We start from the raw sequence: 24,355 nt of genomic DNA, 5'->3' as shown, positions 1-24,355 counted from the left end.
GCTGCTCTAATTGCCCTAAGCAATTAGGCTCATTGCCATCTAAGCAACTTGTGTCCCATTATAGCATATTATTGCGCATTGAGAAGACCCTTTCCTTACTTAAGTAAAATTGACTTCTTCCTCTGATTTGCCGTTTTTCTTTACATATACCCTGGTGATTCTGTAATGGTCGACTTCTCCCACGACAAATTCGTACTTCCCCTCTTTTACCCGATCCCCCACACGCGGCGGATGGTCGATTTGCATGTAAATCCAGCCTGCTAGCGTATCTACATCGCTTGACTCTAGCTCGATGTCCAGATAATCGCCCACTTCTTCCAATAGCATACGGCCGTCCAATGACAGCATCCCGTCACTTCGCTCTACTTCTGGACGCTCGTCGTCGAACTCGTCTTGAATGTCTCCGACAATTTCCTCCATTATATCTTCAAGCGTCACCAGCCCAGCAGTACCCCCATACTCGTCAATAATAATCGCCATTTGTCCTCGTTGTTTTTGCAGCATGGTCAGCAAACGGCTGATCGAGATCGTCTCCGGTACAGTCAAAATAGGACGCATGAAGCTCTGAAGCTCATTACTCTCTCCTTCTAATAGACCTGTCAGCATATCCTTGATATGCAAGCTACCTACTACATGATCCTTATCACCATCTACTACTGGGTAGCGGGTAAACCGTCCTTTTTGGACATGCTTGACGTTTTCGTCAAAGGGATCGCGCAGGTTCAAGACAACCATATCCGTACGCGGAACCATGATTTCTCTTGCCATCGTCTCCGAGAAGTCAAAAATATTATCGACCAGCATCAGTTCGGTTTGATCAATCAAGCCACTTTTATGACTTTCATTGACAAGAATGCGAATCTCTTCTTCTGTATGTGCTTCCTGATGTGGCTCCAACGATATATGAAAAAGCGCAAGAAAACGGCCCGCGGCCCAGTTCAGCATTTGAATAAAGGGATACATGGTTTTGTAGAAGAGTTGGATCGGTTTGGCTACCGCAAGTACCACCTTTTCGGAGTATTGAATAGCCAGCGTCTTAGGCGCTAGCTCCCCCAGCACGATATGCAAAAACGTAATCAGCGAAAAAGCGATAATAAAGGAAATACTGGTAACAACCGTTTCATTTAAATGGAAGTAACGAAAAACCGGATGCAGGAGATGGGCGATGGCAGGCTCTCCCAGCCAACCGAGCCCTAAGGAAGCCAGCGTAATCCCGAGTTGGCACGCGGAGAGATAGGCATCCAAATTGTGCAGGACCCTCTCGACGTCAACAGCGCGCTTGTTTCCTTCCGCTGCTAGCTGTGTAATGCGCGATTCCCTTACTTTTACTATCGCGAATTCAGTCGCAACAAAGAACCCGTTCAGGAGTACGAGGATCATGACCAAGATCAAATTAAATAAGCTTCCCCAAATTGCCATGCTCCGCTCCGTCCTTTCCGTCCATGCTTTGGGATATTGTTTCCCATCCTCGCCAAAATGTTACCTGTTCGTTTTTCTTTCTTTTTGAGATTGTGATACCATAGTGCTGATTCCTATGCCTTTTTTAATGAGGTGAGTCTATTGTCGTACCGTCCAGACCTGCCCTTGATCGTTCAAAGCGATCGGACGATATTGTTGGAAACACAGCATCCTTTATTTCCCGAGGCCAGACAAGCTATCAGTGGTTTTACCGAACTAATCAAGAACCCAGAATACATCCATACCTATCGGATCACCCCTTTATCGCTTTGGAATGCGGCTGCATCTGGTCTTACATCACAAGAGGTAACCGACGTGCTTGGCAGCTACAGCAAGTACGGTGTCCCGCCTACCATCGTCAAAGAAATTGAAGATACGATGCGAAAATATGGCTTATTTCGTTTGGAACGCATTGGCGATCATCTCGTATTAATGAGTGATGACCCACTTCTTTTAGCAGAGGTGACCAGTTATAAATCAATCGCTGCTCTTTTTGAGAATGAATTCGTCATCAAAAGCTATGCACGCGGTCTGATCAAACAAGAGCTGATCAAGCTCGGGTTTCCTGTTCAAGATTTGGCAGGCTATACAGAAGGCGAATCCTGTGCAGTCAGCTTGCGGGAAACGACATCCAAAGGCCGAGTATTCTCCTTGCGCTCTTATCAAAAAGAAGCTGTCGATGCCTTCTATTCTGGTGGAGCTGTGACCGGGGGAAGCGGTGTACTCGTCCTGCCCTGTGGTGCTGGAAAAACGGTCATTGGACTTGGTGCCATTTGCCAATTGCAAACAGCCACACTCATTTTGACCACGAATACGACATCGGTTCGTCAATGGATCGCAGAGCTCTTGGACAAAACAGGACTTGATCCAAATATGGTCGGCGAATACACTGGTGACAACAAAGAAGTCAAGCCAATAACTGTGGCGACTTATCAAATTCTTACATACCGCCCCACCGCCGAAGATGATTTTCCTCATCTGAAACTCTTTTCAGAGCGCGACTGGGGGCTTATTATTTACGATGAGGTGCATTTGTTGCCCGCACCCATCTTTCGTGTTACTTCTGGGATTCAAGCCACTCGCAGACTTGGGCTGACTGCTACTCTTGTTCGGGAAGACGGGCGGGAGGAAGATGTGTTCACGCTGATTGGTCCAAAAAAGTACGAGGTTCCGTGGAAAGTCATGGAAGAGCAAGGCTGGATCGCGGAGGCGCATTGCCGAGAAATTCGACTCCCCTTTGAGCCGAAGTGGCGTGAGGCTTATGCACATGCAACCGCTCGTCAAAAGTTTCGCATTGCGGCAGAAAATCCAAAAAAACTGGAGGTCGTCCGCGAGCTCTTGGAGAGGCACGCCCACGATCGTGTTTTGATCATCGGGCAATATATCGATCAGCTTGAACAGATGGCAACGGCCCTCCAACTGCCACTCATTACAGGAAAAGTACCGGACAAAGAACGTGAGCTATTGTACACGCAGTTTAAAAAAGGGGAAATTACACGCCTGATCGTATCCAAGGTAGCCAACTTTGCGGTTGATTTGCCAGATGCCAACGTCGCGATCCAAATTTCCGGGACGTATGGTTCCAGACAAGAAGAGGCACAGCGCCTGGGACGTATCTTGAGGCCCAAAACAGACAACAACACCGCCCATTTTTATACATTGGTAACACGAGACACGAGAGAGCAGGAGTTTTCGCTCCATCGCCAGCTTTTTCTGGTCGAACAAGGCTATCCATACGATATTATAGAAATCGAAACGCTGGTCTGAAACGTTTACGAACTACCAGCGTCTCATAGAGGGAAGGGAGGCCAAAGATTCAATGCATGCCGACGCCGAAATCATTCAGCGGATTCTTCAAGGCGACATCGAAGCGTATCGCGACCTCATCCAGCGATATCAGCATATGATCTACGTTTTCATTTACAAAATGGTAAACAATCGCTCTGATGCAGAGGATCTCACTCAGGAAGTATTTGTAAAAGCGTATGAAAAATTGTCCACATTCCGCGGGGACAGCCAGTTTTCTTCTTGGTTACATACGCTTGCTCGAAATAAGAGCATCGACTTCTTGCGTCGCCGAAAGTATCATGACTCGGATGAACAATTGGCCTATGTGCCATCAAATACACGGGACGAATCCCCTCAGGAATCGCTCATGACAAAAGAGCAACGTCGAGAAATTCAGGAGGCCTTTGCCTTACTGTCGGATTCTTATCGAGAAGTGATTGTCCTTCGCTGTACGCACGAATATCCGTTTGAAAAAATAGCTACACTCCTCGGCATCGCCGAATCTACAGCTCGCGTCCGTTACTTGCGTGCTCGTCAGGAACTCGCAAAATTGTTATCCCGCAAGGAAGGGGGGCTCGTACATGAACTGCCAGGCATTTAGAAAAGCATGGCTAGATGACACAGATAGCGATTCACACTCACATATTGAAACCTGTGACGAATGCATCGCTTGGATAGAAACGCAAATGACAACAGAAGAGGAGGTGCAGTTCTTGAAGGAGGTTCCACTACCTCAAGCGAACCTGGAAGATAGAATCATGCAAGCAATCTACCAGACCGCCGAAAAAGGTGTACCCCCTCACGCTGCTACTGCATCTTCAGAGCAACAAACGAGCACAGTGATTGCAAAACCAAACAAGCGTTGGACCAAAGGCTTCCCTTCATACGCCTGGGTTAGCGCAGCGGCTGTCTTGCTCGCAGTTGGTTTCGTCGGCTACCAACAACTGGCACCGGGTAATATGCAAATGGCTGCCATACAAGAAAACGGGATACAAGACAACCAGAATACTTTTGCATTCCAAGACCCGGCATCAAAATCGGCACCGTCAGATCCAGCACCTGCTATCGCTTCCATACCAGCAGCAGCCGATAGTCCGACGATGAAAAAAGCAGAAAGCAATCCAGAGTCCGCTGCTACACAATCGCAGGTCGCTCCGACTGCACCTGCAAAAGATACACCTCCTGCATCACCTCCCCAATCGAACAATGCGATTGCAATGGTGAAACCAGAGGAAAAAGTAGTAACACCCGAGCCACGTACGATCAATAAAGACGGGCAGAACAGCGTGGCATCTCGCGGATTACAAGGGAACTCAGCTGATCAAGCAGCAAAAGCGAAGTCGGAAGTTCCAGCCGAGTCAGCAAATACTGGTAACCATATAGCCGCTAAGGAAGCCAATGGCGCTGCTGCTGAGAAGCCTACGACTTTTGGGATCGCTTCCCAAGTGGAACCAGACACCGCTGATGGTGGTAAGACTGAGAACGCATTAGTGGGTCCAACGTTGCCGGCGGTAGCGAAGCAGCCCATTACTCTTTCCTCCTTCTCGGATTTGAACACCGCTGTACAAGCATCAGATATGCCCGTGCCTACCCTCTCGCAAGCACCGAATGGGTTCTCGATGAGTACGGTATCGGTCCAATATGAATCCGAAACCAGTCAGAAGGTGACTCGCTTAACTGCCGATTACAAGCGGAACAACGAGTGGATTCGCCTAGATGTTGTGCGTAATACAGAAGGCAAGCGCAGCCTCTCTATCCCAGGTACTTTCTCCGCTACTCAGTTGTTCGCTGTCAACGGAGAGCAAGCCATCGCCGTTTCTTTTGATCAAACGGATTCAAAAGGATCAACAGCCCAGCATGCGGTTCATTTTAACGCTCAATCCGACAACCAATCGTTGTATGTGGTAGTGACCGCAAACGGAGTTACCTTAAATGAATTAATGGATGCTACCAAACATATCACGTGGAATCCGTAAAAAGATCCCTACGATTAGCAAAGACACGACTTGATTATCAGGATCGTGTCTTTTTTCTGTTCTGTTTTTTGATCAAATCCAATTTACGCTATAATGAAGGAAGATAATTATGAGGAGTTTAACTAATGAACAAATTTCACATCTGCTTCGGCCTATCTGCCTACGGTACACTCCGATCCGTTTTCCGCAAACAAAATCTGTTGCAGACAGAAAGCATCATCTGCATCGAGGATGATTTTTCAGTTGGACCGCTCCATCAACTGGAGACCGCAACCGGGATGAAGGAAAGGATTGAATGGATTCATTCTTTTCTCGAACGAGTAGAGGCAATCTCTCCCGAAGACCTGACAACAGTAAAAGCATACCTGCTGCGAAATCTAACCTTTCCAGCTCAGATTCCGGACGGCAGTAATGTAATTCTGTGGCATGGTCAGAATGCATCTGACAACATAGGGATTCGTTATGTTGTCTCTATGCTTCAGAATAAAAACCTCTCATTTGAAACAATCGACATAACCGCATTTAGTGTGAATTGCGATTACAAAGTCAGAAACATAGACGGCAACGAGGTATCTTATGTATTGAAAAGCGCGGGTGCCCTCCCTCCTAAATTGGTGATGGATGCTTATCAGGTGAAAAAGAATATGCCTGCGCCTCTCGTGCAAAGCCTCATCCTCGAATGGGAAAAGTGGTCGCAATCTGATCGTACGCTGCGTGTTTACAAACAGGGTGAGGTACTGGAGGTATCGGAGGATTTTTACGATGCCTCGATCTTGGAACATGCATCTAAAGAGTTCCAAAAGGCTGCACGTGTGATCGGTACCGTCATGGGGGAAAGCGATCAATGTATTGGTGACTCGTATTTGACATACCGGGTTCATGAGCTGATCAAGCAGGGCCTGCTACAATACCAAGGAGAGTTGATGCCTCTACGCCGGTTAGAGATTCGATTGAAGTAAAAAAACGCTGTTCTCTTTCGTAAAGAGACAGCGCTTTTTCCTATTTTAGTGCTTTTGATTTTTCTCCTGATTCCATTGCTTGATTTGCTCGATGATTTCTCGAATTTGATCCCGTGCTTCCATATGCTCAGGCTCGCTTCCCCAATGCTGAATCAGCGGAGGCATTGCTTTTGCCATTGTCGTGTACAGGCACCATACTTTTACCATTTCTACGCGCTCAGGAGTCGCTGCACCTGTCAACAGCTCTGTAAATTTATGAACTAGATCCTCCAGTTCAGGGACCAACGCTTCTTTTTTCTCGTCCATGTCAGCTACCTCACTTTCGGGAACTTTTCTATTTGTATCCTTGGTTTATTTTACGAAAAAACACCCACGCAGAAAAGGAAGATTTTTCAGGTGGGATCGGTTACGCTTAAACTATTAAGATGATCGAGGTGAAGACTTATCAAAGACACTCGGATTCGATTGGTTCCAACAACCAGAGATAACTGGCAAGATGCCTTACGCTTGCAGGTACAAGATGAGCAGCAGCGCTTTGTCCCGTCTGTTGCCGTTTCATTGGCGAAGGTTCATATCCGCCCTGATGGTGACAACTGCGCATATGAACCATTCTGTTTGTATAATGCTGATGAAATGGTTGGGTTTGTCATGATTACCTATGACGCCTCAACAGATTGGTGTTTCTGGTTCAACGGTTTTATGATCGATCACCAGTACCAAGGCAAAGGATATGGCAGAGCGGCTCTCGCAGCGATCGTGGATACGATACGGAACCGTTTCCCGCAAAGCCGCTTTGTCAACCTAACCGTATGCCCGGACAATGCAGGTGCAAGACATTTATACAATCAGACTGGTTTTGAAGAAACTGGCGACGTATACGATGGAGAGATTGTCTACAGACTCACGTTATGATGAGCATGAACAAAAACCGCCAGAAATTGGCGGTTTTCATGCATATAGCTATTTCGTTTCTGGTACCATGAATTGCAAAAGACCAAAAGCCACTCCTGCCGTCAATAACACACTCCAGATAATGATGCCCACCGACATCCAAAGCATGAGCTTTTTCGTAGGAGCTCCCAGCGAGATACCAATAGCAGCTCCCAGTGGGGCTCCCGTTAAAAGCGGCGAAGCGAGACCAAGGCCGACCACTCCGTATTTATCCCATATCTGCCACATGCGCCCCTGACGCTTGCTCCGTTTCTCTACACGCTTTAACAGCCAGGTACGCAAAGAACCTCCCAGAAAAATGACGACACCTGCGCTGATAATCGCACCCACCGCACTAAATATTCCGATCAGAACCGGTGGTAGTTGCAACATAAAACCTACAGGGATCGCTGCCCACAGCTCAAACATGCCAGATAGTGTCACCGAGCCTGCTTTCCATAATACGTCCATTCTGTTTCGCCTTTCTCCTCTCGCTGTCTTTTTCATTCGTCATGGTAAAGACGAGCAGACATGTCATAAAGTAACGGAATTTGTCAAATTAGGATGTGACATCCCTACGGATAAAGGTCGCATATGCAATGATCAGCGCTGCGATCGCCCATACACTCAACACGGTCAACGAGAACGGCAACGTCATCCCCTTAATCGGAGGCAGTGTTCCATTGAGATAATCCGTAAGCTGCAAATTTACCACGAACAAGTATTTGGACGATTCCCAGGAGGATGCCATCTGCGTCAGGATTGTTCCGCTAATTAACGCTGCCATCATAATTCCCATCCCCGCAGCCGCACTCCGAACCAAAACAGAGACCATGAGTGTTACCGTGGCAACCACGACGCAGACGAACCATCCTAGCCCGTACTGCATCAGCAAAAATTGCCATTGTGGCAGCATGAAAGCGCCAGATGTCTCGAGCTCTCCCCCCGCTACTTCAAAACCAGTCAAAATAGGCAGGTCCCATCCTGAATAGCCAAACACGACCCCAGAGAGTAAATAAGCGAGAATCAGTGTCGTGAGAACCGTGAGAGAGGTAAATAGCAGCAGGGTGATGTATTTGCTGGTCAGTACCTTCCAACGCCGTACGGGTCGCGTTAATAGCAGCTTGACCGTCCCCTCGCTAAACTCTGAAGATACGAGGTCAACCGCGAGTACAACGATAATCATCGGCAAAAACATCGAAATGGCTTGGTCCATAAAGCCACGAGCGAATGTAGGCCCACCCGGTGCCATCGGGTTAATGTCGTGATCCAAATAATATTGCTGCTGCGCGATCCTGACCTTGATAAAATCCCGCCACTCTTCAGGAAGGCGGCTTGATGCCAGCCTGTTTTGCATATCGACGATTTGTTGGGTTAATAGTGGGCGCCAGTCGGTCGTTCCCATTCGTTCTTGTGCAGTGACAACCGAGCGGTACTGCGCGTATGTAAAAATCGGGATTAGAATCGCCAAGATTAGCACGACGACGAGAAAACGGCGCCGACGCAGCAATTTTATGGTTTCATTCTGTACGAGCCCCACCATGTTCTGCTCCATGACTTCCCCCTCCTCCCGTCAATGTAAGGAACAGGTCTTCTAGTGTAACCGTCTTTGTCGCAATCCCCATCACAGGTATGCCACCATTGACCAACGCTTGATTAGCCTCGCTCACTTTTTCTATGTCCATGCGTGATTTCAGGCGTTCTTCACTAACCACCCACACTTCTGTCACTGCTGGTAGTTTCCGCAGGACTTCCTCGGCCTTCTGTATGTGGGAAGACGGGATTGTCCAATCGACCTGATCCGCAAACTGCTCCATCAGTTCTTTGACTAATCCAACCGAAATGACCTTCCCTTGGCTGATAATCGCCACCCGGTCGCACATCATCTCGATTTCACTGAGAAGATGGCTCGAAATGAAGACAGCGAGCCCTTCCTCCTCAGCAAGCTTGCGAATAAACTGGCGCAACTCACGAATCCCCGCCGGGTCCAAACCGTTCGTCGGTTCGTCCAGGATCAATATTTTTGGACGATGCAAAAGCGCCTGCGCGATCCCCAGACGCTGCCGCATTCCGAGTGAGTACGTTTTTACCTTATCATCAATTGCCCGCTCCAAATCAACGAAGCGGACGATTTCCTCAATGCGCTCAGGCGTAATACCGCCACTCATTCTCGCAAACTGCTCTAGATTCTCTCTGCCCGTCAAAAACTTGTACAGCTCCGGGTTTTCGACGATACAACCAACCTGCGCAATCGCTTGCGGAAACTGTTCCTGAAGGGAGATGCCTCCAATGCGAATATCTCCCCCATCGGCTTTTGCCAAGCCAACGAGCATGCGGATCGTCGTGGTTTTACCTGCGCCATTCGGCCCGAGAAATCCAAATACCTCACCGGCGAAAACGTCAAACGTAATATCATGAATGATCGACTTTTTGCCAATCGCTTTTTTCAATCCTTTTACTGAGAGGACCGTTTCGGCCAATGTGCGCCCTCCTATCTGAGTCACGCCTCGTCAACTGACGATGGCGTTCTGTTTATGGTACACTGTCATAAGATGTCCATCCACATTATACCATGACCATACACTTTAAAACGAATAGGAGGATACCCGATGCGCACATCCGGCCAATTTCTTTGGCGCACGGCAGGTCTCTTGTCTTTACTCTCCTTTCTCTTATTTGCGACAGGGTTTGTTCTCGCGATGAATCCGCAGCAGTTGGCACCATCCACAGCAGCCCCACCTGTCCAAAAAGAGCAGCCACCCTCTCCTTTACCAGAAAAGGGTGTCCACAAAGTAGTCGCACTAGGGGATTCCCTCACGCGTGGTGCCGGAGACGCAAACGGCCAAGGCTATGTCGGACTCGTTCGCCAAGCATTGGAGAAAAAATCGGGCCAGTCTATTACGTTCACAAACCTCGCGATTAATGGACAGGAATCATCTGAGCTGCTCAAACAAATGTCTCAGGAGCAAGTAAAAAAGCTGCTCGCTGAAGCCGATCTGATTCTTTTTACCATCGGTGGCAATGATTTGTTCAGGCAGACAGGTGGGCTGTATACCATTGAAAAAGAAAAAGTGACCACAGCTCTTAATCAGCTTGCGGTCAACTATGAAGAGATTCTCAAACAGATTCGCAGCGTCAACAAGACGGCGACGATTGTCTATACTTCCCTGTACAATCCTTTTGGCAATACCGAAGCATCCGTCGACACCATCGGGCCCGTGCTCGACTGGAACAATCGGGCGTCCCAAATCGCCTCAAGATACCCGCAAGTATTCGTGGTGCCCACCTACGACTTGTTTTTGCGTAAAGAACAAAACTACTTGTATACAGACCACTTCCACCCGAATGCTGAAGGCTATAAACGGATGGCGGATCGCATCTTGCAAGCGTTAGAGTGATTCAGCCCTCGCTTCATTCAAGGATTTGCCACGGGTTGCCTCAAAGGCACGAGCACCCGCCCATTGGAAGGCACTGCTCATCATCGAGGTAGCTGCTACAATCAGGAACAAGGTCGTACCTCCGTAGTGTGCCAAGAGCAATCCACCCATCCAAGGACCGATGAACTGGCCGAGGTTGCTGAAGCTTTTCGCACCATAATAGCTGCCGCGCATACTCTCTGGCGCCATTCGGTCGATCAGGACGTCCCCTGCTGTAAACGTAAGGATTTCACCTATTGTGAAAAATACCATCGCCACAATGAATATCAGCCATGAGTTGGCAAAGGCATAACCCACGTCACCAACCGCATACATGACGTTTCCCACCACAATCGCGGTGAGAGGCGTCTTTTTTTCTGCCCAGTTCGTCAACGGAAGCTGCATCACAATGACGACAATCGCATTGACGGTCATCAGGATGGCAAACAGCTCTGTTCCATTCACGACCGTCATTTCTGCGAATTTTGCCAGCGTAGAAGACATCTGCGAGTAGCCAATCGCTCCTAAAACACCGGCTAGCATGTACAAACGAAAGGCTTTGTCGTGCACCACAACACTGAATGCACGGCCGAATGTCACGACTTCTTTCTTTTGACCTTCAATTTGCTTAATGCCGAACTTGTTCAATAATCCCTGCAAGCTAATCACATAAATGAGATATATCACGGCAGTCATCAGGAAAGGTAAGGCTACAGAGCTTTTCGCCATCACTACCCCTGCGATAGGCCCTACCGCTACCCCCACATTAATCGCCATGTAGCGAATACCGAACACACGAAGCCGTTTCTCTTGTGGCGTTACATCTGCCATCAGCGCCTGGGAGACCGGTTCGTAGAAGGATCGACAGAGTCCCCCTGCTATATTGAGGAAAAGCAGAATCCACGGGTCTTTACTAAGCGCAAACCCGACGAACACGAACGTCCACACGTACAACGCGCCTAGCATGACTCGTCTGCGCCCGATTCTGTCCGACCATGCTCCCGCAATAAAGCCTCCGATTGTACCCGCGAGCGGTCCTGCTCCAATAGTCAATCCGATCATAGCCAAGCTCATATCTGTTTGATTAGACAAGTATAAAAACAAAAACGGCATGCTCATCGAGCTGGCTGCCCGGACGAACACGGTCCCGACGACTAATGACCAGACGATCGGGTGAAACTCCTGTAAACGCATCTTGATCCAGCTCATTGTCTCTCTCCTCACCACTGTTATGCCTTTCCATCTTTGCCAGAACAGATGCTCTGTGATGTTCCCATTGTAGAGAGGCAATGGTCGTTCGTCAATGAGCATTCAAAATTTTTTGATTATGAAACATTTCTATTAGAGTAATCAAAATTTCGATAGGGTTGGACACGGTGACCTTAGACAACGCAAAAGACCGCCAGTAAACACTGACGGTCTTTGCTTGTCCTTTTTACAAAATAACTTCTATCCGATCAATCATTTCTCCCTGTTCGTTCCATTTCACCGCACGGTAAACGCTATCGTGGTAGAACGTGAACCAAGCTCCTTGCTTGATTCCGTTGTTGACCCATTCCTCTTTTGCAAAGATGGATGTCATCGGGTAATCGTCGTAGGCCATCACCCATAATGGATTTTGATGGGCGTGTGTAGGCATGATGTCCGCTAGATGCAAAAGCAGCTGCCCCTCTGTCTCCATCCGCACGATAGCATGTCCCTGGCTGTGACCTCCTGTATGATGAAGCGTAATTCCCGGCACAACTTCCTGCGAAGCTCCGTACGTCTTCACCTGCTTCTCAATTGGACGCCAGTTTTCTTCCCAATATGTATTCTTCGAGCGAATATTCGGCTCTCGCATCTCCGCCCATTCCTGCTCTTGCACGTAGATGACAGCTTGTGGAAATGTAGAGACAAGTTCTCCATCACGAATAGAGACAAGTCCGTTGGCATGATCGTAGTGCATATGTGTCATGATGACGATATCAATATCGGCAGGAGTCAATCCTTGTGCAGCGAGGGAGTCCAGCACTTGAGACTCTTCTTCCATGCCAAAATTGCGCTTCTGTTTTTCCGTTAGCCGATCATTTCCCATTCCCGATTCAATCAAAATACGCTTGCCATGAGCCTGTACCAGGATCGGGTCAGCACGCAAAGGGATTTGATTGAGATCATTTGATGGGTATCTTTTGCTCCAGAGCGGCTTGGGGACGACTCCAAACATTGCGCCTCCGTCCAACTTCGTTAGTCCACCTCTCAGCCAAGAGAATTGAAACTGACCTACCTGCCATTCGTTCCCTACCATGATCCTGCCGCCTCCTCGATTGCTCGGAATGATGATTGAAGATCGAAAGTGAAAAGCACCCCGTTCAGGGTGCCTTACAGCTTTTCTGCTACACTTACAGTTCTAGTCGCCGGGGCGATTTCTAACAGGAGATCACTCGATACAGCCTGCACAGTGACATCTGAATCACTTCGTCTATGATGAAGCACGAGTTGCGCTACCTTTTCATTCTCTCGGTAAACGCTGATTAATGTCTGTAATGGATTGGCACTCCCGCCTGCGATCATCTTAAACCCCGGGGCTATCGTAAACGTCCATCCCTCCACCTCTACTAGCCGTGCTAACGAGTACAGGAAGTAACGTTTCCCTAAGAGAATGCCATTATGGTTCATCAAGGCGAGAGCCCCCAATCAAATGAATTTGAACAGTATAACTTCATTTTGCAAGAATTAGCGGACGTTGAAAAGCGATTCGACAAAACTTCTAAAAAGACGACATACTTTTCTTAATCATATCCGATCACCCTTGTTTTCGAAATAGAAAATCTTTCGAGCGCCTTAAATCGCTCTTCCTACAGTCGCACCCTCCAAAATGGCTCGCTTGGCATCGAGCTCTCCCGCTTCTTTAGCCCCGCCTATGAGGTGCACAGGCAGCCGATCAAGCAATGCGTGGTATAGCGAATTGTTGGAGGTCGCTCCAGCCGCTACAATGACCGTATCAGCAGGTATCATGCGTTCCTCCCCGTTCTGAATGAAGTATACCCCTTCTTCTGCAATCCGGCTGTATTCAATTTGTGTCAGCATCTCTACACCACGTCGCTTCAAGTTGGCGAGAACTGCCCAGCGCGTCGTTTTGCCCAAGCCCGATCCGACATGCTTCCCACGCCGCAGCATGCTGATTTTTCTTTTTCGCTGTTGCAGTTGTTGTACAGCTCTTCCATCCAGAATCCGAAACTCCTGCAAGTATTCCGCTGCCTTCGGTGAGATCGTTTCGTCGTGCATCAGCAAATGGGACAAATCACATGCGATTCCTCCCGCACCGACGATGACTACTTGTCTACCGACCTTGGTGCGCTTTTCAAATACCGCATCATATCCCTTCACATGTCCGAGCTCCACACCTGGAATCTCTGGACGCCGAGGAATGACTCCTGTTGCCACCACAACTTCTGCAAAGCCTTCTTCGATCAGGGCTTCTGCCTCTGCCAGTGTTCCCAGCCTGATTTCGACACCAAGACGCGCAAGCTCTGTCCGATAATAGCGAAGCGTTTCATTAAATTCTTCTTTACCCGGCACCTGTCTGGCGTAGTTTAATTGTCCACCGATCTGTTTTTTGGCCTCCATGATGACTACCTGATGCCCTCGCTCTGCCAATACACGAGCTGCCTCCAAGCCGGCTGGCCCCGCTCCGATTACAGCTACCTTCTTTCGGTTTTCCGTTGGAACCAACTGCCACTCTGCTTCCCTGCCCACGAGAGGATTGACTAGACAGGAGGCTACCTTCCCATCAAAGATATGGTCGAGACAGGCTTGATTGCAAGCAATACATGTGTTTACTTCATCAAAGCGTCCCTCTTTACTTTTTTGAACAATATACGGGTCCGCTAAAAATGGACGGGCCATCGAAACCATATCACTGCATTCCTCATACAAAATCTTTTCAGCCTGGCGCATGTCGCTGATTCGATTGCTGGCAATAACCGGGATGTTCACGACCTGCTTGACTTGCTGTGCCACCCATACATATGCTCCACGCGGAACCATCATGCCAATCGTCGGTACTTGAGATTCATGCCAGCCAATTCCGACATTGAGAGCATCAGCTCCTGCCTCCTCCAGCATTTTAGCAAATTGCAATGTCTCTTCCATCGTCGTACTATCTGGCATCAAGTCCAATCCCGACATCCGGTAGATGACTGGATAATCCGGTCCCACTGCTTGGCGGACACGTTTAGCCACCTCGATGCCAAAACAGGCTCTGCGTAAAAAGTCCCCACCCCACTCATCTTCCCGCTTATTGGTCACAGGGGACAAAAATTGATTGATCAAGTATCCTTCCGAACCCATAATTTCTACGGCATCAAATCCAGCTTTTTTAGCACGGACGGCGCCATCAGCAAAGCATTGGATGGTCGCTTCGATCTCCTCTGCGCTTAACTCTCTCGGCTTCCAACGGTTTATCGGCGCCTGCAATGGCGATGGTGCTACCGGGTCTAATCCTGTTGCTTCCTTGTACGCGTAACGCCCGGCATGGAACAGCTGCAACGCAATTCGCCCATTGGCTTGATGAACCTCTTTCGTGATCAGACGCAATTTCTCGATATCCTCGTCTTGGTATACATTGCAATACTCGTCTCCCATGCCGCCTTCTGGATGTACGGCAGCCCCTCCTGTCACGATTAGACCTGCCTCTCCATTAGCACGCTCTGCGTAAAAGGTAGCAAGCCGCGCTACACCATTCTCTAGCTTTTCAAATCCAACGTGCATGGACCCCATCATTATCCGATTTGGCAACGTCATCGAACCAATTTGAATCGGTTCCCATACTTTTGAAAGTTCCACGTTAAACGCCCTCCCAACGAGTGAATACTCATTCATTTTCATTATCTATACGATTCTCTCTCTCCTCCTCATATTCCTCCTTCCTCACATTTCATGCAAAAAGCTCAGGACGTTACCCCTGAGCTTTCTTTATGTACAGCCTATTTTTGTGTGCCGAGTTTGACGAGCATCCCCAAATCTGCGGAAAATCTTGCGATGGTTTCTGAAAATGCGATTTCCTCCGCTTCAGTTCGCGGCATCTGTACAACAAAGTGATAATCCAGCACGACATTCGCTGCCGCCTGCTTGCCAGACTCCACAAAGCGGCGCTTTTCAGTCAGCGAGCACTCTGCTACCAAGCTTTTTGCTTGCGTCCATAATTGTTGAATCTCCTCATCTTGCAGGCAATAAGGATAGTCAATTTCCACCTCAATTTCACAGCTGTCCTCTTCCGCAAGCGAAAACAGATGGATGGTAGCCGTTGGTTGCTTTTCATCTTCTGCCTCGGAAAACGTGATCAGAACCTCTTGCCCTTCCGACTCTTCCAGCATCGAATGATCGGAGCGCAAGACGATATCCGAAATCATTCCATGCATATGTAACTGTTCATTTAGTTTTTCCACCATAAATTGTAGCACGTGCTTCTTTCCTCCTGTTTCACGATATCCTCTCGTAGCAGTATAGCACGAGTTCTACAGATGCGAAAAACCCCTTCACGAGGAAGGGGTCGGTGTATTGTTCATATTTTTTTGATTCATGAATTCTGACAGCCAGGCAGACGTACTTCTTTGTTTGGACAGTAACCTAAAATGTAGCTTTCTCCGCGCATATATTTTTCCTTAATCCACTCTTTATGCTTGCGGAAAAAGGCATGCTGGAAATCAATCGGCATCTGCTGATATTCTTCCAAAGCTGAAGGGTTCTGGAGGAAAAAATCTTCATCGTACACAAACTCTTCGTTTTGTTGGCGGCTGATCAGGTACACAAAAGCAATCACCAGGAACAGGTTCACCAAGAAAATCGTCATAGAAATCCCTCCAGTCAGTAATAATTATCTGATTAATCTGTCTTATCAGCATATTATTATTGTACCACGAAATTGGTGTTTTCTAAACCTTTTCCATAAACGAATTTTTAAAATTTTTTAATGAATCGACAAATAAAAACACCCGCTCGTGATGAACGGGTGTTTTTGGGACTCGTTAAGAGTTCGTGCTCGATCCTTGTGTAGGTGCAGGACCTGCATCCTGACTGGACGGCGGGATGATATCCGGCGGTGGAGTAGCGTTGTTGCCGTTATTACCTGCTGGTACAGTCCCAGGTGACTGTGTTGCATCAGTCGCAGGAGTCTGTGCTCCCTGACCTAGATCTGTCGACTGACCTTGTCCTTCTGGGTTTACGACATCAGGTGGCGGCATTGCACCTTCATTTGCCGTACCGTCTTGATTGTCTGTTGAATTCGGCTCTTGTTCTTTCGGAGCCTCCGTTTTTTGTTTCGATGGTGTTGACGCAGCAGATTCGGTCGTTTTCTTCTTGACGCTCTTCTTGTTGCTTGTCGCTACCGCTTCACCGGACCCGAGTATCGGAGAATTGTTGAGCGACGCTACGACGCTCCCACTTACTCCCATCTCTGATTGCAAGGAATCGCGAACAGACTCGAGCTTTTCTTTTTCGAGATATGTGTATCCGCCCTGCCAATATGCCCCATTATCCAATGCGGTGACCGTAGAGGAATTAAATCCTTTGAAATCGTAGGCCAAGCCTTTGATCTGATCCTTGGAAAGATCGGTATGTATATTCTTGGCACCTACGTCCATGACGTTAAATATCTTTGTTAAGCCTTCAAGAGAAGCCGTTTTGTCCACAACAGCCTTGATGACCTCTTGTTGGCGACGGTTACGGTCAAAGTCACTGGAGTAGTACTTCGTTCCACGGTTGTCATGACGATGTCGTACATAACCAAGTGCTTGCTCACCATTCAGTTTTTGAACTCCTGGCTGTAGATTGATGTGTGTATCGTCAGTTGGATCATCGTATACCAGTCTGCGATCCACATTGACTTCCACACCACCTAATTCGTCAATGACCGCTTTGAAACCATCGAAATCAATGGCTACAAAATGCTCAATCGGAATACCCAGTACTTCATTCAACGTTTTCTTCGTTAAGGAAATACCATCTTCAGTAACCGTCTGGTTGTTTCGCTCTGCTTGCCTGCGTTCTGCTTCGCCATTGGCATAGACAGAATTGATCTTATGGTAGTCACGATAGCCTGGGATCTTGACGCGTGTGTCCCGCGGAATCGATACCATGGTAACTTTCTTCGTCTTTGGGTTGGCAACTGCCACAATCATTACGTCTGTATTCATGGAACCTGTTTCAGGACGGGAATCAGAACCAAGCAATACAAACGACATTGGCTTATCCGAGTGGTAAACAGGATCGACATTTTGGGATACTGGCGAAGTAAATCCGCTGTTTGCAGGGTTCGTTACTTCCGTCAGAGTGTCCTCAATTTTCCAATAAATTGCTCCAGCCACACCGCCAACCAGCAGCAGGGTGATCAATGTGAAGGATACAACGAGTTTACGTATTTTTCGATTACGGCTCGGCTGTTTCTTTCGAGAAGCTGAAGCGCGTGTTTTCACAACAGTATCTGGCATATGAATCAGTCTCCTTGTTCGCGCACGCTTTTTGACAAAGTAAAGGGAGGCACGATTTTGAATTGTGCCACTCGACATTATGCACCACTTTTTTCTTCAGTTGGCAATACTCTGATTCAGGTATTGTACCATATCGTTGTCTGCATTTGTAGAAAAATGTTCCTTTAAACGAAAAGTCCCCCATCTTTTTGTCGATAAGGGGACTTTAGTTGCATATATAATTTTTGGCTTATTGCAAGCCGCGTGGCGCCTGACTAAACCCTTGTACAGGACCTTCAGGACGCTTGTTTTTAGAGCGGTGTGAATCTCCGCCCTGCCGAACATGGCTCTCTTGTTTTCCGTTCACATCATTCGATTTCTTTTCCATGACATACACTCCTCCTCTGTACCAACTAACGGGTAGTGTACGTCAAGCTATGTATTTTCATTCTCTGTCGAGGACCTGTCTTTCTTTTGCGGCATAGTAATCTTTTCGTGCCAAAAGGGCATCGATATCGTATCGGCCATTTCCCTTTGTTCTCATCTCGGCAAGAGCAACGCCGAAAGCTGCTTGTTCTGTAAGGGACAACGCTTTGTTTTGCGCATAAATGATACCCGCAGCAAACGCATCTCCCGCGGACTCTCGAATCGGCATAGTAGGGGCAGCAAGCCATTTTTCCTCCTGTGCGGTGCACAGCCACAGCCCTGCTTCCCCACAAATGACCATGACCTGATGAATACCTTCTGCCACCAATTTTTTCGCGCATATTTCCACATCATTATAGGAATGAAGGGATTGGCCACCTAACACTTCCAGTTCATCAATGCTCGCGACAAGTATATGTACACCTTCAAGCAACCCTTTCCATTTTTCTGCTTTTTTCACAGAAACAGGGTCCACGATGATCTTTTTGTCGAGTCTTCTGGCTTCCGCCAGAAATGCCCGCATAACCTCGACGGGAAGATTGGCATCCAGAAACAAGCCTGCCGCCCGAGGCAAGCGTTTGAGACCTTGCTGGACAATCTCTGCTGGCCACTCTTCATTTAGTTCCATATCTGCAACAGCCGTGTACAATTCACCGTCGCGATCACGAATGGCCAAGTAGCGCCCAGTCGATTTCCCTGCGATTCGCAACATGCCATGGGTAGCCACTCCACTATTTGCTGTGACCTGTCTTAGCCACTCGCCATCTGCATCTTCTCCTACCAGAGCAAACAGCTGCACTTCTTCTCCTAGCCATCCCAGATTTTCCGCCACGTTTCGAGCTACGCCGCCTGCTGCTTGATGTACTTCACCCGGATTACTTGTCCCAGGCAACAGTCTGGCAGAAGTGACTCCCTGCACGTCAACATTGGCTCCTCCCACGCATAGCCAGTATTCTGTTATACCTTCCAGCATTCCAGCATTCCCCCTAGCCTTCTGCTCATGGTCTAGTCCCTTGTGATCCTCTCTTTTTTCGACAGTGTCTCCCCATTTACCTACCTTTTTAAAAACTTCCTGACAGATCAAATCCTTTATTCCCGACCATCATATTCCCATCATTCATGGATGACGTCCTGTAGAATCCATGCTACATTGAAAAAAATAAAAAGTAAGTTACCTAAGAAAGATTGGGGATGAACTGACATGAGTGCCTCATCAACACCCATTCACTCTACACCGGCAGGGACTGCGGCACCGACTGTCTATCGCATGCTCTTTGCCATTAGCATTGCGCATCTGTTAAACGACAGTTTGCAAGCGGTCATCCCTGCATTGCTTCCTATTGTAGAGAAGAATCTGGCATTAACATTTACACAAGTCGGAATGATTTTACTCGTCATGAATCTTACTTCATCTGTTTTGCAACCATTCGTCGGTTACTTCTCCGATCGTAAATCGATTCCTTTATTGCCTCCACTGGCTTTAATCGTATCGGGAGTGGGGATGCTCGCACTCGCTTTCTCCGGCAGCTACTATTTCGTTCTCCTAGCAGTCGCCTGTGTTGGAATTGGCTCAGCCATCTTCCACCCAGAAGCCTCACGCTTCGCCCACTTGGCATCTGGTCCTCGCAGAGGGCTGGGACAATCCATTTTTCAAGTAGGTGGAAATGCTGGGCAAGCACTCGCCCCCTTGATGACCATCCTGGTCTTTGCGAACCTGGGACAGACAGGGGCTGCCTGGTTTCTGTTACCCGCGCTATTAGCTAGCGGCATCTTGCTCTATGTTGCTCTCTGGTATCGTGGGCAACAGCGTTTGAAAAAGGCTACTGCCGCACCTGTCACGTATACGAATCGGAACAAGCGGCTGATTGCCGTCGGCCTCCTGATCGTCATCGTCAGTGTGCGGTCCTGGATGAATGCTGGCTACCAAAGCTTTTACCAGTTTTACTTGATGTATGTAAAAGATATGGATTACGCCAGTGCACAGCTCGTCATTTTTGGTTTTCTTTTCGCAGGAGCGATTGGGACATTTTTTGGCGGACCGCTGTCTGACCGATTCGGAAAAAGGAACTTGCTCATCATTTCCACACTCGGTTCACTTCCACTGACATTGCTGACGCCTTACGTCTCAGGCTATTGGGCTTTTCCATTACTGGTGATCAGCGGCTTTATCATGCTTTCCAGCTTCTCCGTCACAGTCGTGTACGCTCAGGAGCTATTGCCTGGCAAAATCGGTACCGTATCCGGGCTGATTATCGGGCTTGCCTTTGGAATGGGAGGCATGGGCGCCCTCGTTTTCGGCTATCTCGCCGATCTCTACAGTCTGAGCTTTGTCATTCTGTTATGTTCGTTCCTCCCGTTGATCGGGTTTATGGGCTTTTGGCTGCCGAAAGACAAGACACTCCGCGAATGGGCTCACTAATCTATACCAAAGAAAAGTCAAAACAAAAAACCCGAGGACACGAATCCTCGGGTTTTTATTTATGCTAGGGGTTCTAGACTAATACACCTGTTGGTGCGCCCAGCACTTGGGCAATGACTGGTGGATACACTTCAGGCGTACCATACAGTCTCCAAGTACCATCCTCACCTTGACCGAACAAGCCATGGATCATCCAATCTGCTGCCAGCGAAGCACCCAATTCAGCGCTAATAGACAACTTGATTGTCTCGCCATTCGCACGCTTTGCCGTACAACCAGATGAAGTGATTCCTTGCACGAGTATGGATTCTTCCGTGATATCTTTGATCGCCATCGGGTTGCTGTAAAGATTTTGAGTCGCTTCCTTTTCCAGCACACCGCGCAAGCGATAGGATTCCGGCAATGTTTCCTTCAGCTCGGCGAATAATGGCTGCATGACAGGATAAAGCGCGTAAGGTCCTTGCTTATCCAGCCATTTGAAGAACGCCGTCAAAACAGACATCAGATTGGTTGCCAACGTTTTGGTCGTTGCGTCTGTGCGCGTGAAAATGTCGTGGACGAGGAAGTATACCAGGTCCTCTCTACGCAACTGCTGCCATGTGAAAGTTGGGCCAAACGCTCCTCTGACGAATGAACGGAAGTTGTTCATGACCTCATCGTACTTTTTGACGGTTGCTTCCGACTTGCCTTCAGTCATCTCTTGCACGAAGCGATTGATATCCGCAAGTCTGTCAGGATGTACGGTGTACACACTCTCCGGCAACCCCTCGATCAACGGACGGCGCAGCAGGTTATGCACATGCAGGCTGTCATTTGACAACGAGAGGCGAGGACGAAGCATGTCCATTCGGATAAAGCGAGCCAAGCCTTGGCCGATTTTATGATCCTGTTCCATTTGCTCCATCAAGTTGTGGAGTTTTTCATGCAGCTCCTTGTTTTCTGTAGCCGCAACCAAGAGTGGAGCCAAATCATCGAGCTGTTCATGGGAAGTAACCAGCCATTTTTCAGCAAAATAGGTTTGGACTGCCCACTGCAACACTTTTGGTGGCAAAGTAGGCTGACTCGTGATAAACAGAGTTCCTTTAGACAAACGAGACCCCGTTGAAGTAAGAACGCGAATCTCCTCTTCGTTCTCAAATGCAAGCAGCAGTAAAAGCTCTGCGACTTCATCTAACTGCGATGCATACCCTTCCAGAATCAGGCTGTCCTCCTGCAAAATCACTTCTGCCTGTACTTCGTATAGCTCCAGCAAGGCATCCTTTAAATTCGGGAACAAATGCTCTTCCTTGCGTGTCGCATATACCCAAGTCTCACGAGCACCATCCCGTTTTTTCAGTTCAAATGCAGGGTTCGACTCGATTACTTTCAGTAGCTGTTTACGATCTGGCATCGCATAGGTACGACGCAGAAGTGATTCTTGCTTCGGCGCTTCCGACTCGCTTGCCGCTTCACCAAATTGAACGATGAAGTGATACAGCTCTGTCGTATAGCTTCTCTTGCTTGTATCTGCCTTCGCAGCTTCTACTTCTGGATGCTGGTGTAACCACTCGAGCAGGCTTTCCTTGACATGTGGCTGCAAGATGATGCTGCCAGAGAATAGCATATCACGCAGACCTAGATTCAGCAGGCGCCCTACGATCAATTGTCCAGGGACAACATTCAACGTATTGGCACGAAGCAGATAGTGTTTTTCTTCCGAAATCGGTTGTTGAACCGTGATGACATCACGATCCACTTCCACGATTTCATAAACATTCAGGTGCAATCCAGCAAACGCACGGCGAAGATCAGGCTCCATCCGACGTCCATGCTGTTTGATATAGTTCTCAAGCAGCGTACTTCCACCTGTTTTGACATCCAATACACACCAGTTGAAGAAATGGGCTGCCCATTCAGCACGTGCGACACTCTCTTGGTTCAAGCCTACTTCTTCGGCAAAACGACTCCGCGCTTCTTGAATCGTCTCGCTGGTTACATTTGCGCCGACAAAATGGTTCAGTCTTTCGACCCAGCCAGCGTATTCTTTTTGTAACTTTTGCTCGTGGCGGCTACGCAGCTCCGTAATAGGAGTGACAACCCCACAGCATTTTTTGTATTTTTTTCCGCTCCCGCAAGGGCACAGTTCGTTTCTTCCTACCGACATAGAGGGTTTGGATCTCCTTTCCATCCCACGCGGCATGCGCGGGGAATCATGCACAATCCCCCTATTTTACCGCATTATTCGTCATGTGTTCAAGTGTTCTCGCTTAGGTTCATGTGCGATACCCACATCCGTGTTGTTGCTTTCCCATTGGACAATAAATTGTTCCAGTCGATTCATCAACCTGACGATGCGCTGCTTCTCGCCCATGCATGCTGAAATAGCAGAGAGTTGGTTCGTGGCAAAAAGCGCCACTACTTCCTTCTCCATTTCTTGAAGGCGAATCCGATAGCCCGCGATAACCTCGCGCAGGATGGCAAATCTCTGCTCTAACCGGATCGTAGCCTCAAGTTTACTCATTGTTGTTCACTGGTCGCCAGAACCTGTTGAATGCCAAGTACGATCTGCTCATGCTTATGTTTCTCTTTCATCAGCACTTCTATAGCTTGCATATTGCTTTGTTGAAAATGAGCGACAACTTCTTGGGACATTTCTTGGTTTCTTGTCTCCAAGCGGTCGATAGCTTCTTGCATCAATTTTTGTACTTCCTCGAGAACTTGCTGGTTGGTAATCGTAGACATAGTAGCTTCCTCCTTGGTAAATAATTGTTCTTGTTGTTCTTCCACCTGGTGTAAGGGATTCGCTGGTTCTTCCGATGCAACTTCTTCTGAGACGGACTCGCTGTTTCCTATCGATACAGAAGGGGCAGCAACAGCAACCTCGAGGGCCGCCTGCTCTTCCTTGGAATCTTCGCTACGAGCAATGATGTACATGGTATCACCGTCAATGCGGAAGCGGTCATCTTGCGCAGGGAGAAAAGCAGCATCTGCAGCAATCCCTACTTCCTGCTCCAGAAAATGGACTAATGTGCGAGCAGCTACCTGCGTAATGCCATTGTCGCGGCAAAACGCATACACTTGGTCATTGCCCAAAGTCCACTCTGCCAAAAACCATCTGCTGTCGCCTTGATATTGCACAAAGCGAGGATCGCGTTCCAATTGCAGCATACGAAGAATCTGATTCCAGCCAAACTGCGTTTGACGACGCAGCTCTGCGACAATTTGCTCAAGCTTTTTTGGTGTTTGGCAATCGCGTAAATAGCGATGAGCCAAGTCGTACACTTGATGCGGCTGGTGAGTGATCTCTACGATCGCCTCTGAGCTTCCAACTCGCACTGGAGACTGCTCCATGTTCAACACTTTGTCCAGTATTGTCTTGCAGTCCAGATCCAAAAAAGCATTCAGCTCATTCGCTTCCATCCGGGAGCAGATCTCCGTACGTGGAAGGGAGCGCTCACCGGGCCGGAATACCTTTTTTACAATACTTGGTAGGGTATAAGTTGGCCGTTTCATTGCACTTTCTCCTTCTCGTGATCGGCATTGTTTGCCAATTCAAATG

General features: G+C 48.2%; 23 protein-coding genes and 1 pseudogene. 7 read left to right on the top strand and 17 right to left on the bottom strand.

What is annotated here, in order from left to right; translation table 11 throughout:
• Positions 1–99 precede the first annotated feature (99 nt).
• Entirely contained in the window at positions 100–1,419 is a 1,320-nt protein-coding gene (locus ACQ5DJ_RS20510; RefSeq protein ID WP_429844058.1) for a hemolysin family protein, read from the bottom strand.
• 141 nt (positions 1,420–1,560) lie between these two features.
• Here ACQ5DJ_RS20510 and ACQ5DJ_RS20505 point away from each other — a divergent pair, with 141 nt between their 5' ends.
• The 4 genes from ACQ5DJ_RS20505 to ACQ5DJ_RS20490 all read left to right on the top strand — a co-directional run bounded on the left by ACQ5DJ_RS20505 (position 1,561) and on the right by ACQ5DJ_RS20490 (position 6,181).
• A complete protein-coding gene (locus ACQ5DJ_RS20505; protein WP_429844057.1) occupies positions 1,561–3,225 on the top strand; it encodes a DNA repair helicase XPB in 1,665 nt (554 codons plus the stop codon).
• Between the two features lie 52 nt (positions 3,226–3,277).
• Complete coding sequence (locus tag ACQ5DJ_RS20500) at positions 3,278–3,847, top strand: RNA polymerase sigma factor (RefSeq protein ID WP_429844056.1); 570 nt, start codon at positions 3,278–3,280, stop codon at positions 3,845–3,847.
• The gene (locus tag ACQ5DJ_RS20495; protein WP_429844055.1) at positions 3,828–5,222 is read left to right on the top strand and encodes a hypothetical protein; all 1,395 of its coding nucleotides are present in this window, start codon (positions 3,828–3,830) and stop codon (positions 5,220–5,222) included. The genes ACQ5DJ_RS20500 and ACQ5DJ_RS20495 overlap by 20 nt, the downstream gene beginning before the upstream one ends.
• Positions 5,223–5,347: 125 nt before the next feature.
• Positions 5,348–6,181, top strand: a complete 834-nt coding sequence (locus ACQ5DJ_RS20490; protein WP_429844054.1) for a DUF1835 domain-containing protein — start codon at positions 5,348–5,350, stop codon at positions 6,179–6,181.
• A 45-nt stretch (positions 6,182–6,226) separates the two neighbouring features.
• Here the strand turns inward: ACQ5DJ_RS20490 and ACQ5DJ_RS20485 are convergent, their stop codons facing one another.
• A complete protein-coding gene (locus tag ACQ5DJ_RS20485) occupies positions 6,227–6,487 on the bottom strand; it encodes a DUF2573 family protein (protein WP_429844053.1) in 261 nt (86 codons plus the stop codon).
• 159 nt (positions 6,488–6,646) lie between these two features.
• Between ACQ5DJ_RS20485 and ACQ5DJ_RS20480 the strand changes: the two genes are divergently transcribed.
• A complete protein-coding gene (locus ACQ5DJ_RS20480; RefSeq protein ID WP_429844052.1) occupies positions 6,647–7,093 on the top strand; it encodes a GNAT family N-acetyltransferase in 447 nt (148 codons plus the stop codon).
• Between the two features lie 48 nt (positions 7,094–7,141).
• Here the strand turns inward: ACQ5DJ_RS20480 and ACQ5DJ_RS20475 are convergent, their stop codons facing one another.
• The 3 genes from ACQ5DJ_RS20475 to ACQ5DJ_RS20465 form a co-directional block, all read right to left on the bottom strand.
• Entirely contained in the window at positions 7,142–7,582 is a 441-nt protein-coding gene (locus tag ACQ5DJ_RS20475) for a small multi-drug export protein (protein ID WP_106835443.1), read from the bottom strand.
• Positions 7,583–7,670: 88 nt separating this feature from the next.
• Positions 7,671–8,666, bottom strand: a complete 996-nt coding sequence (locus ACQ5DJ_RS20470; protein WP_144613742.1) for an ABC transporter permease — start codon at positions 8,664–8,666, stop codon at positions 7,671–7,673.
• Positions 8,632–9,591 carry an ABC transporter ATP-binding protein gene (locus ACQ5DJ_RS20465; RefSeq protein WP_429844051.1) on the bottom strand — a complete coding sequence of 320 codons (960 nt, stop codon included), beginning with the start codon at positions 9,589–9,591 and terminating at the stop codon, positions 8,632–8,634. The genes ACQ5DJ_RS20470 and ACQ5DJ_RS20465 overlap by 35 nt, the downstream gene beginning before the upstream one ends.
• A gap of 129 nt (positions 9,592–9,720) precedes the next feature.
• On the opposite strand from ACQ5DJ_RS20465, the gene ACQ5DJ_RS20460 reads away from it, so the two are divergent.
• A complete protein-coding gene (locus tag ACQ5DJ_RS20460; RefSeq protein WP_429844050.1) occupies positions 9,721–10,509 on the top strand; it encodes a GDSL-type esterase/lipase family protein in 789 nt (262 codons plus the stop codon).
• Here the strand turns inward: ACQ5DJ_RS20460 and ACQ5DJ_RS20455 are convergent.
• From ACQ5DJ_RS20455 to ACQ5DJ_RS20415, 9 genes and pseudogenes are all read right to left on the bottom strand, one after another.
• The gene (locus tag ACQ5DJ_RS20455) at positions 10,501–11,736 is read right to left on the bottom strand and encodes an MDR family MFS transporter (protein WP_429844049.1); all 1,236 of its coding nucleotides are present in this window, start codon (positions 11,734–11,736) and stop codon (positions 10,501–10,503) included. The two genes, ACQ5DJ_RS20460 and ACQ5DJ_RS20455, sit on opposite strands and share 9 nt — an antisense overlap.
• A gap of 226 nt (positions 11,737–11,962) precedes the next feature.
• The gene (locus ACQ5DJ_RS20450; RefSeq protein WP_429844048.1) at positions 11,963–12,811 is read right to left on the bottom strand and encodes a YtnP family quorum-quenching lactonase; all 849 of its coding nucleotides are present in this window, start codon (positions 12,809–12,811) and stop codon (positions 11,963–11,965) included.
• Positions 12,812–12,885: 74 nt separating this feature from the next.
• Positions 12,886–13,182 carry a hypothetical protein gene (locus ACQ5DJ_RS20445; RefSeq protein ID WP_429844083.1) on the bottom strand — a complete coding sequence of 99 codons (297 nt, stop codon included), beginning with the start codon at positions 13,180–13,182 and terminating at the stop codon, positions 12,886–12,888.
• Positions 13,183–13,347: 165 nt separating this feature from the next.
• Positions 13,348–15,351, bottom strand: coding sequence for an FAD-dependent oxidoreductase (locus ACQ5DJ_RS20440; RefSeq protein ID WP_429844047.1), 2,004 nt, complete (start codon positions 15,349–15,351; stop codon positions 13,348–13,350).
• A 140-nt stretch (positions 15,352–15,491) separates the two neighbouring features.
• A complete protein-coding gene (locus ACQ5DJ_RS20435; RefSeq protein WP_429844046.1) occupies positions 15,492–15,968 on the bottom strand; it encodes a hypothetical protein in 477 nt (158 codons plus the stop codon).
• A gap of 75 nt (positions 15,969–16,043) precedes the next feature.
• Positions 16,044–16,357: pseudogene (locus ACQ5DJ_RS20430) on the bottom strand (hypothetical protein).
• 175 nt (positions 16,358–16,532) lie between these two features.
• Entirely contained in the window at positions 16,533–17,993 is a 1,461-nt protein-coding gene (locus ACQ5DJ_RS20425) for an LCP family protein (protein WP_429844045.1), read from the bottom strand.
• A 229-nt stretch (positions 17,994–18,222) separates the two neighbouring features.
• Positions 18,223–18,360: a hypothetical protein gene (locus ACQ5DJ_RS20420; protein ID WP_007717021.1), complete on the bottom strand. Its 138-nt coding sequence runs from the start codon at positions 18,358–18,360 to the stop codon at positions 18,223–18,225.
• Positions 18,361–18,417: 57 nt separating this feature from the next.
• Positions 18,418–19,371, bottom strand: coding sequence for a carbohydrate kinase family protein (locus ACQ5DJ_RS20415; protein WP_429844044.1), 954 nt, complete (start codon positions 19,369–19,371; stop codon positions 18,418–18,420).
• A gap of 228 nt (positions 19,372–19,599) precedes the next feature.
• Here ACQ5DJ_RS20415 and ACQ5DJ_RS20410 point away from each other — a divergent pair, with 228 nt between their 5' ends.
• Complete coding sequence (locus tag ACQ5DJ_RS20410; protein ID WP_429844043.1) at positions 19,600–20,817, top strand: MFS transporter; 1,218 nt, start codon at positions 19,600–19,602, stop codon at positions 20,815–20,817.
• A 73-nt stretch (positions 20,818–20,890) separates the two neighbouring features.
• Here the strand turns inward: ACQ5DJ_RS20410 and ACQ5DJ_RS20405 are convergent, their stop codons facing one another.
• The 3 genes from ACQ5DJ_RS20405 to ACQ5DJ_RS20395 form a co-directional block, all read right to left on the bottom strand.
• Positions 20,891–22,960, bottom strand: coding sequence for a YecA family protein (locus tag ACQ5DJ_RS20405; protein ID WP_429844042.1), 2,070 nt, complete (start codon positions 22,958–22,960; stop codon positions 20,891–20,893).
• An 81-nt stretch (positions 22,961–23,041) separates the two neighbouring features.
• Positions 23,042–23,317: a hypothetical protein gene (locus ACQ5DJ_RS20400; protein WP_429844041.1), complete on the bottom strand. Its 276-nt coding sequence runs from the start codon at positions 23,315–23,317 to the stop codon at positions 23,042–23,044.
• Positions 23,314–24,309: a hypothetical protein gene (locus ACQ5DJ_RS20395; RefSeq protein ID WP_429844040.1), complete on the bottom strand. Its 996-nt coding sequence runs from the start codon at positions 24,307–24,309 to the stop codon at positions 23,314–23,316. The genes ACQ5DJ_RS20400 and ACQ5DJ_RS20395 overlap by 4 nt, the downstream gene beginning before the upstream one ends.
• Positions 24,310–24,355 lie beyond the last annotated feature (46 nt).

The sequence above is a fragment of the Brevibacillus sp. FIR094 genome, assembly GCF_050477165.1.
Taxonomy (GTDB): domain Bacteria; phylum Bacillota; class Bacilli; order Brevibacillales; family Brevibacillaceae; genus Brevibacillus.
This window is presented reverse-complemented; position numbering and strand designations above follow the sequence as displayed.

What these genes read in the sequence shown, in the direction of transcription:
- ACQ5DJ_RS20510 (WP_429844058.1), bottom strand. Translation starts at nt 1,419, where the DNA reads ATGGCAATTTGGGGAAGCTTATTTAATTTGATCTTGGTCATGATCCTC.
- ACQ5DJ_RS20500 (WP_429844056.1), top strand. Translation starts at nt 3,278, where the DNA reads ATGCATGCCGACGCCGAAATCATTCAGCGGATTCTTCAAGGCGACATC.
- ACQ5DJ_RS20495 (WP_429844055.1), top strand. Translation starts at nt 3,828, where the DNA reads ATGAACTGCCAGGCATTTAGAAAAGCATGGCTAGATGACACAGATAGC.
- ACQ5DJ_RS20490 (WP_429844054.1), top strand. Translation starts at nt 5,348, where the DNA reads ATGAACAAATTTCACATCTGCTTCGGCCTATCTGCCTACGGTACACTC.
- ACQ5DJ_RS20485 (WP_429844053.1), bottom strand. Translation starts at nt 6,487, where the DNA reads ATGGACGAGAAAAAAGAAGCGTTGGTCCCTGAACTGGAGGATCTAGTT.
- ACQ5DJ_RS20475 (WP_106835443.1), bottom strand. Translation starts at nt 7,582, where the DNA reads ATGGACGTATTATGGAAAGCAGGCTCGGTGACACTATCTGGCATGTTT.
- ACQ5DJ_RS20470 (WP_144613742.1), bottom strand. Translation starts at nt 8,666, where the DNA reads ATGGAGCAGAACATGGTGGGGCTCGTACAGAATGAAACCATAAAATTG.
- ACQ5DJ_RS20460 (WP_429844050.1), top strand. Translation starts at nt 9,721, where the DNA reads ATGCGCACATCCGGCCAATTTCTTTGGCGCACGGCAGGTCTCTTGTCT.
- ACQ5DJ_RS20455 (WP_429844049.1), bottom strand. Translation starts at nt 11,736, where the DNA reads ATGAGCTGGATCAAGATGCGTTTACAGGAGTTTCACCCGATCGTCTGG.
- ACQ5DJ_RS20450 (WP_429844048.1), bottom strand. Translation starts at nt 12,811, where the DNA reads ATGGTAGGGAACGAATGGCAGGTAGGTCAGTTTCAATTCTCTTGGCTG.
- ACQ5DJ_RS20445 (WP_429844083.1), bottom strand. Translation starts at nt 13,182, where the DNA reads ATGAACCATAATGGCATTCTCTTAGGGAAACGTTACTTCCTGTACTCG.
- ACQ5DJ_RS20425 (WP_429844045.1), bottom strand. Translation starts at nt 17,993, where the DNA reads ATGCCAGATACTGTTGTGAAAACACGCGCTTCAGCTTCTCGAAAGAAA.
- ACQ5DJ_RS20420 (WP_007717021.1), bottom strand. Translation starts at nt 18,360, where the DNA reads ATGGAAAAGAAATCGAATGATGTGAACGGAAAACAAGAGAGCCATGTT.
- ACQ5DJ_RS20415 (WP_429844044.1), bottom strand. Translation starts at nt 19,371, where the DNA reads ATGCTGGAAGGTATAACAGAATACTGGCTATGCGTGGGAGGAGCCAAT.
- ACQ5DJ_RS20410 (WP_429844043.1), top strand. Translation starts at nt 19,600, where the DNA reads ATGAGTGCCTCATCAACACCCATTCACTCTACACCGGCAGGGACTGCG.
- ACQ5DJ_RS20405 (WP_429844042.1), bottom strand. Translation starts at nt 22,960, where the DNA reads ATGTCGGTAGGAAGAAACGAACTGTGCCCTTGCGGGAGCGGAAAAAAA.
- ACQ5DJ_RS20400 (WP_429844041.1), bottom strand. Translation starts at nt 23,317, where the DNA reads ATGAGTAAACTTGAGGCTACGATCCGGTTAGAGCAGAGATTTGCCATC.
- ACQ5DJ_RS20395 (WP_429844040.1), bottom strand. Translation starts at nt 24,309, where the DNA reads ATGAAACGGCCAACTTATACCCTACCAAGTATTGTAAAAAAGGTATTC.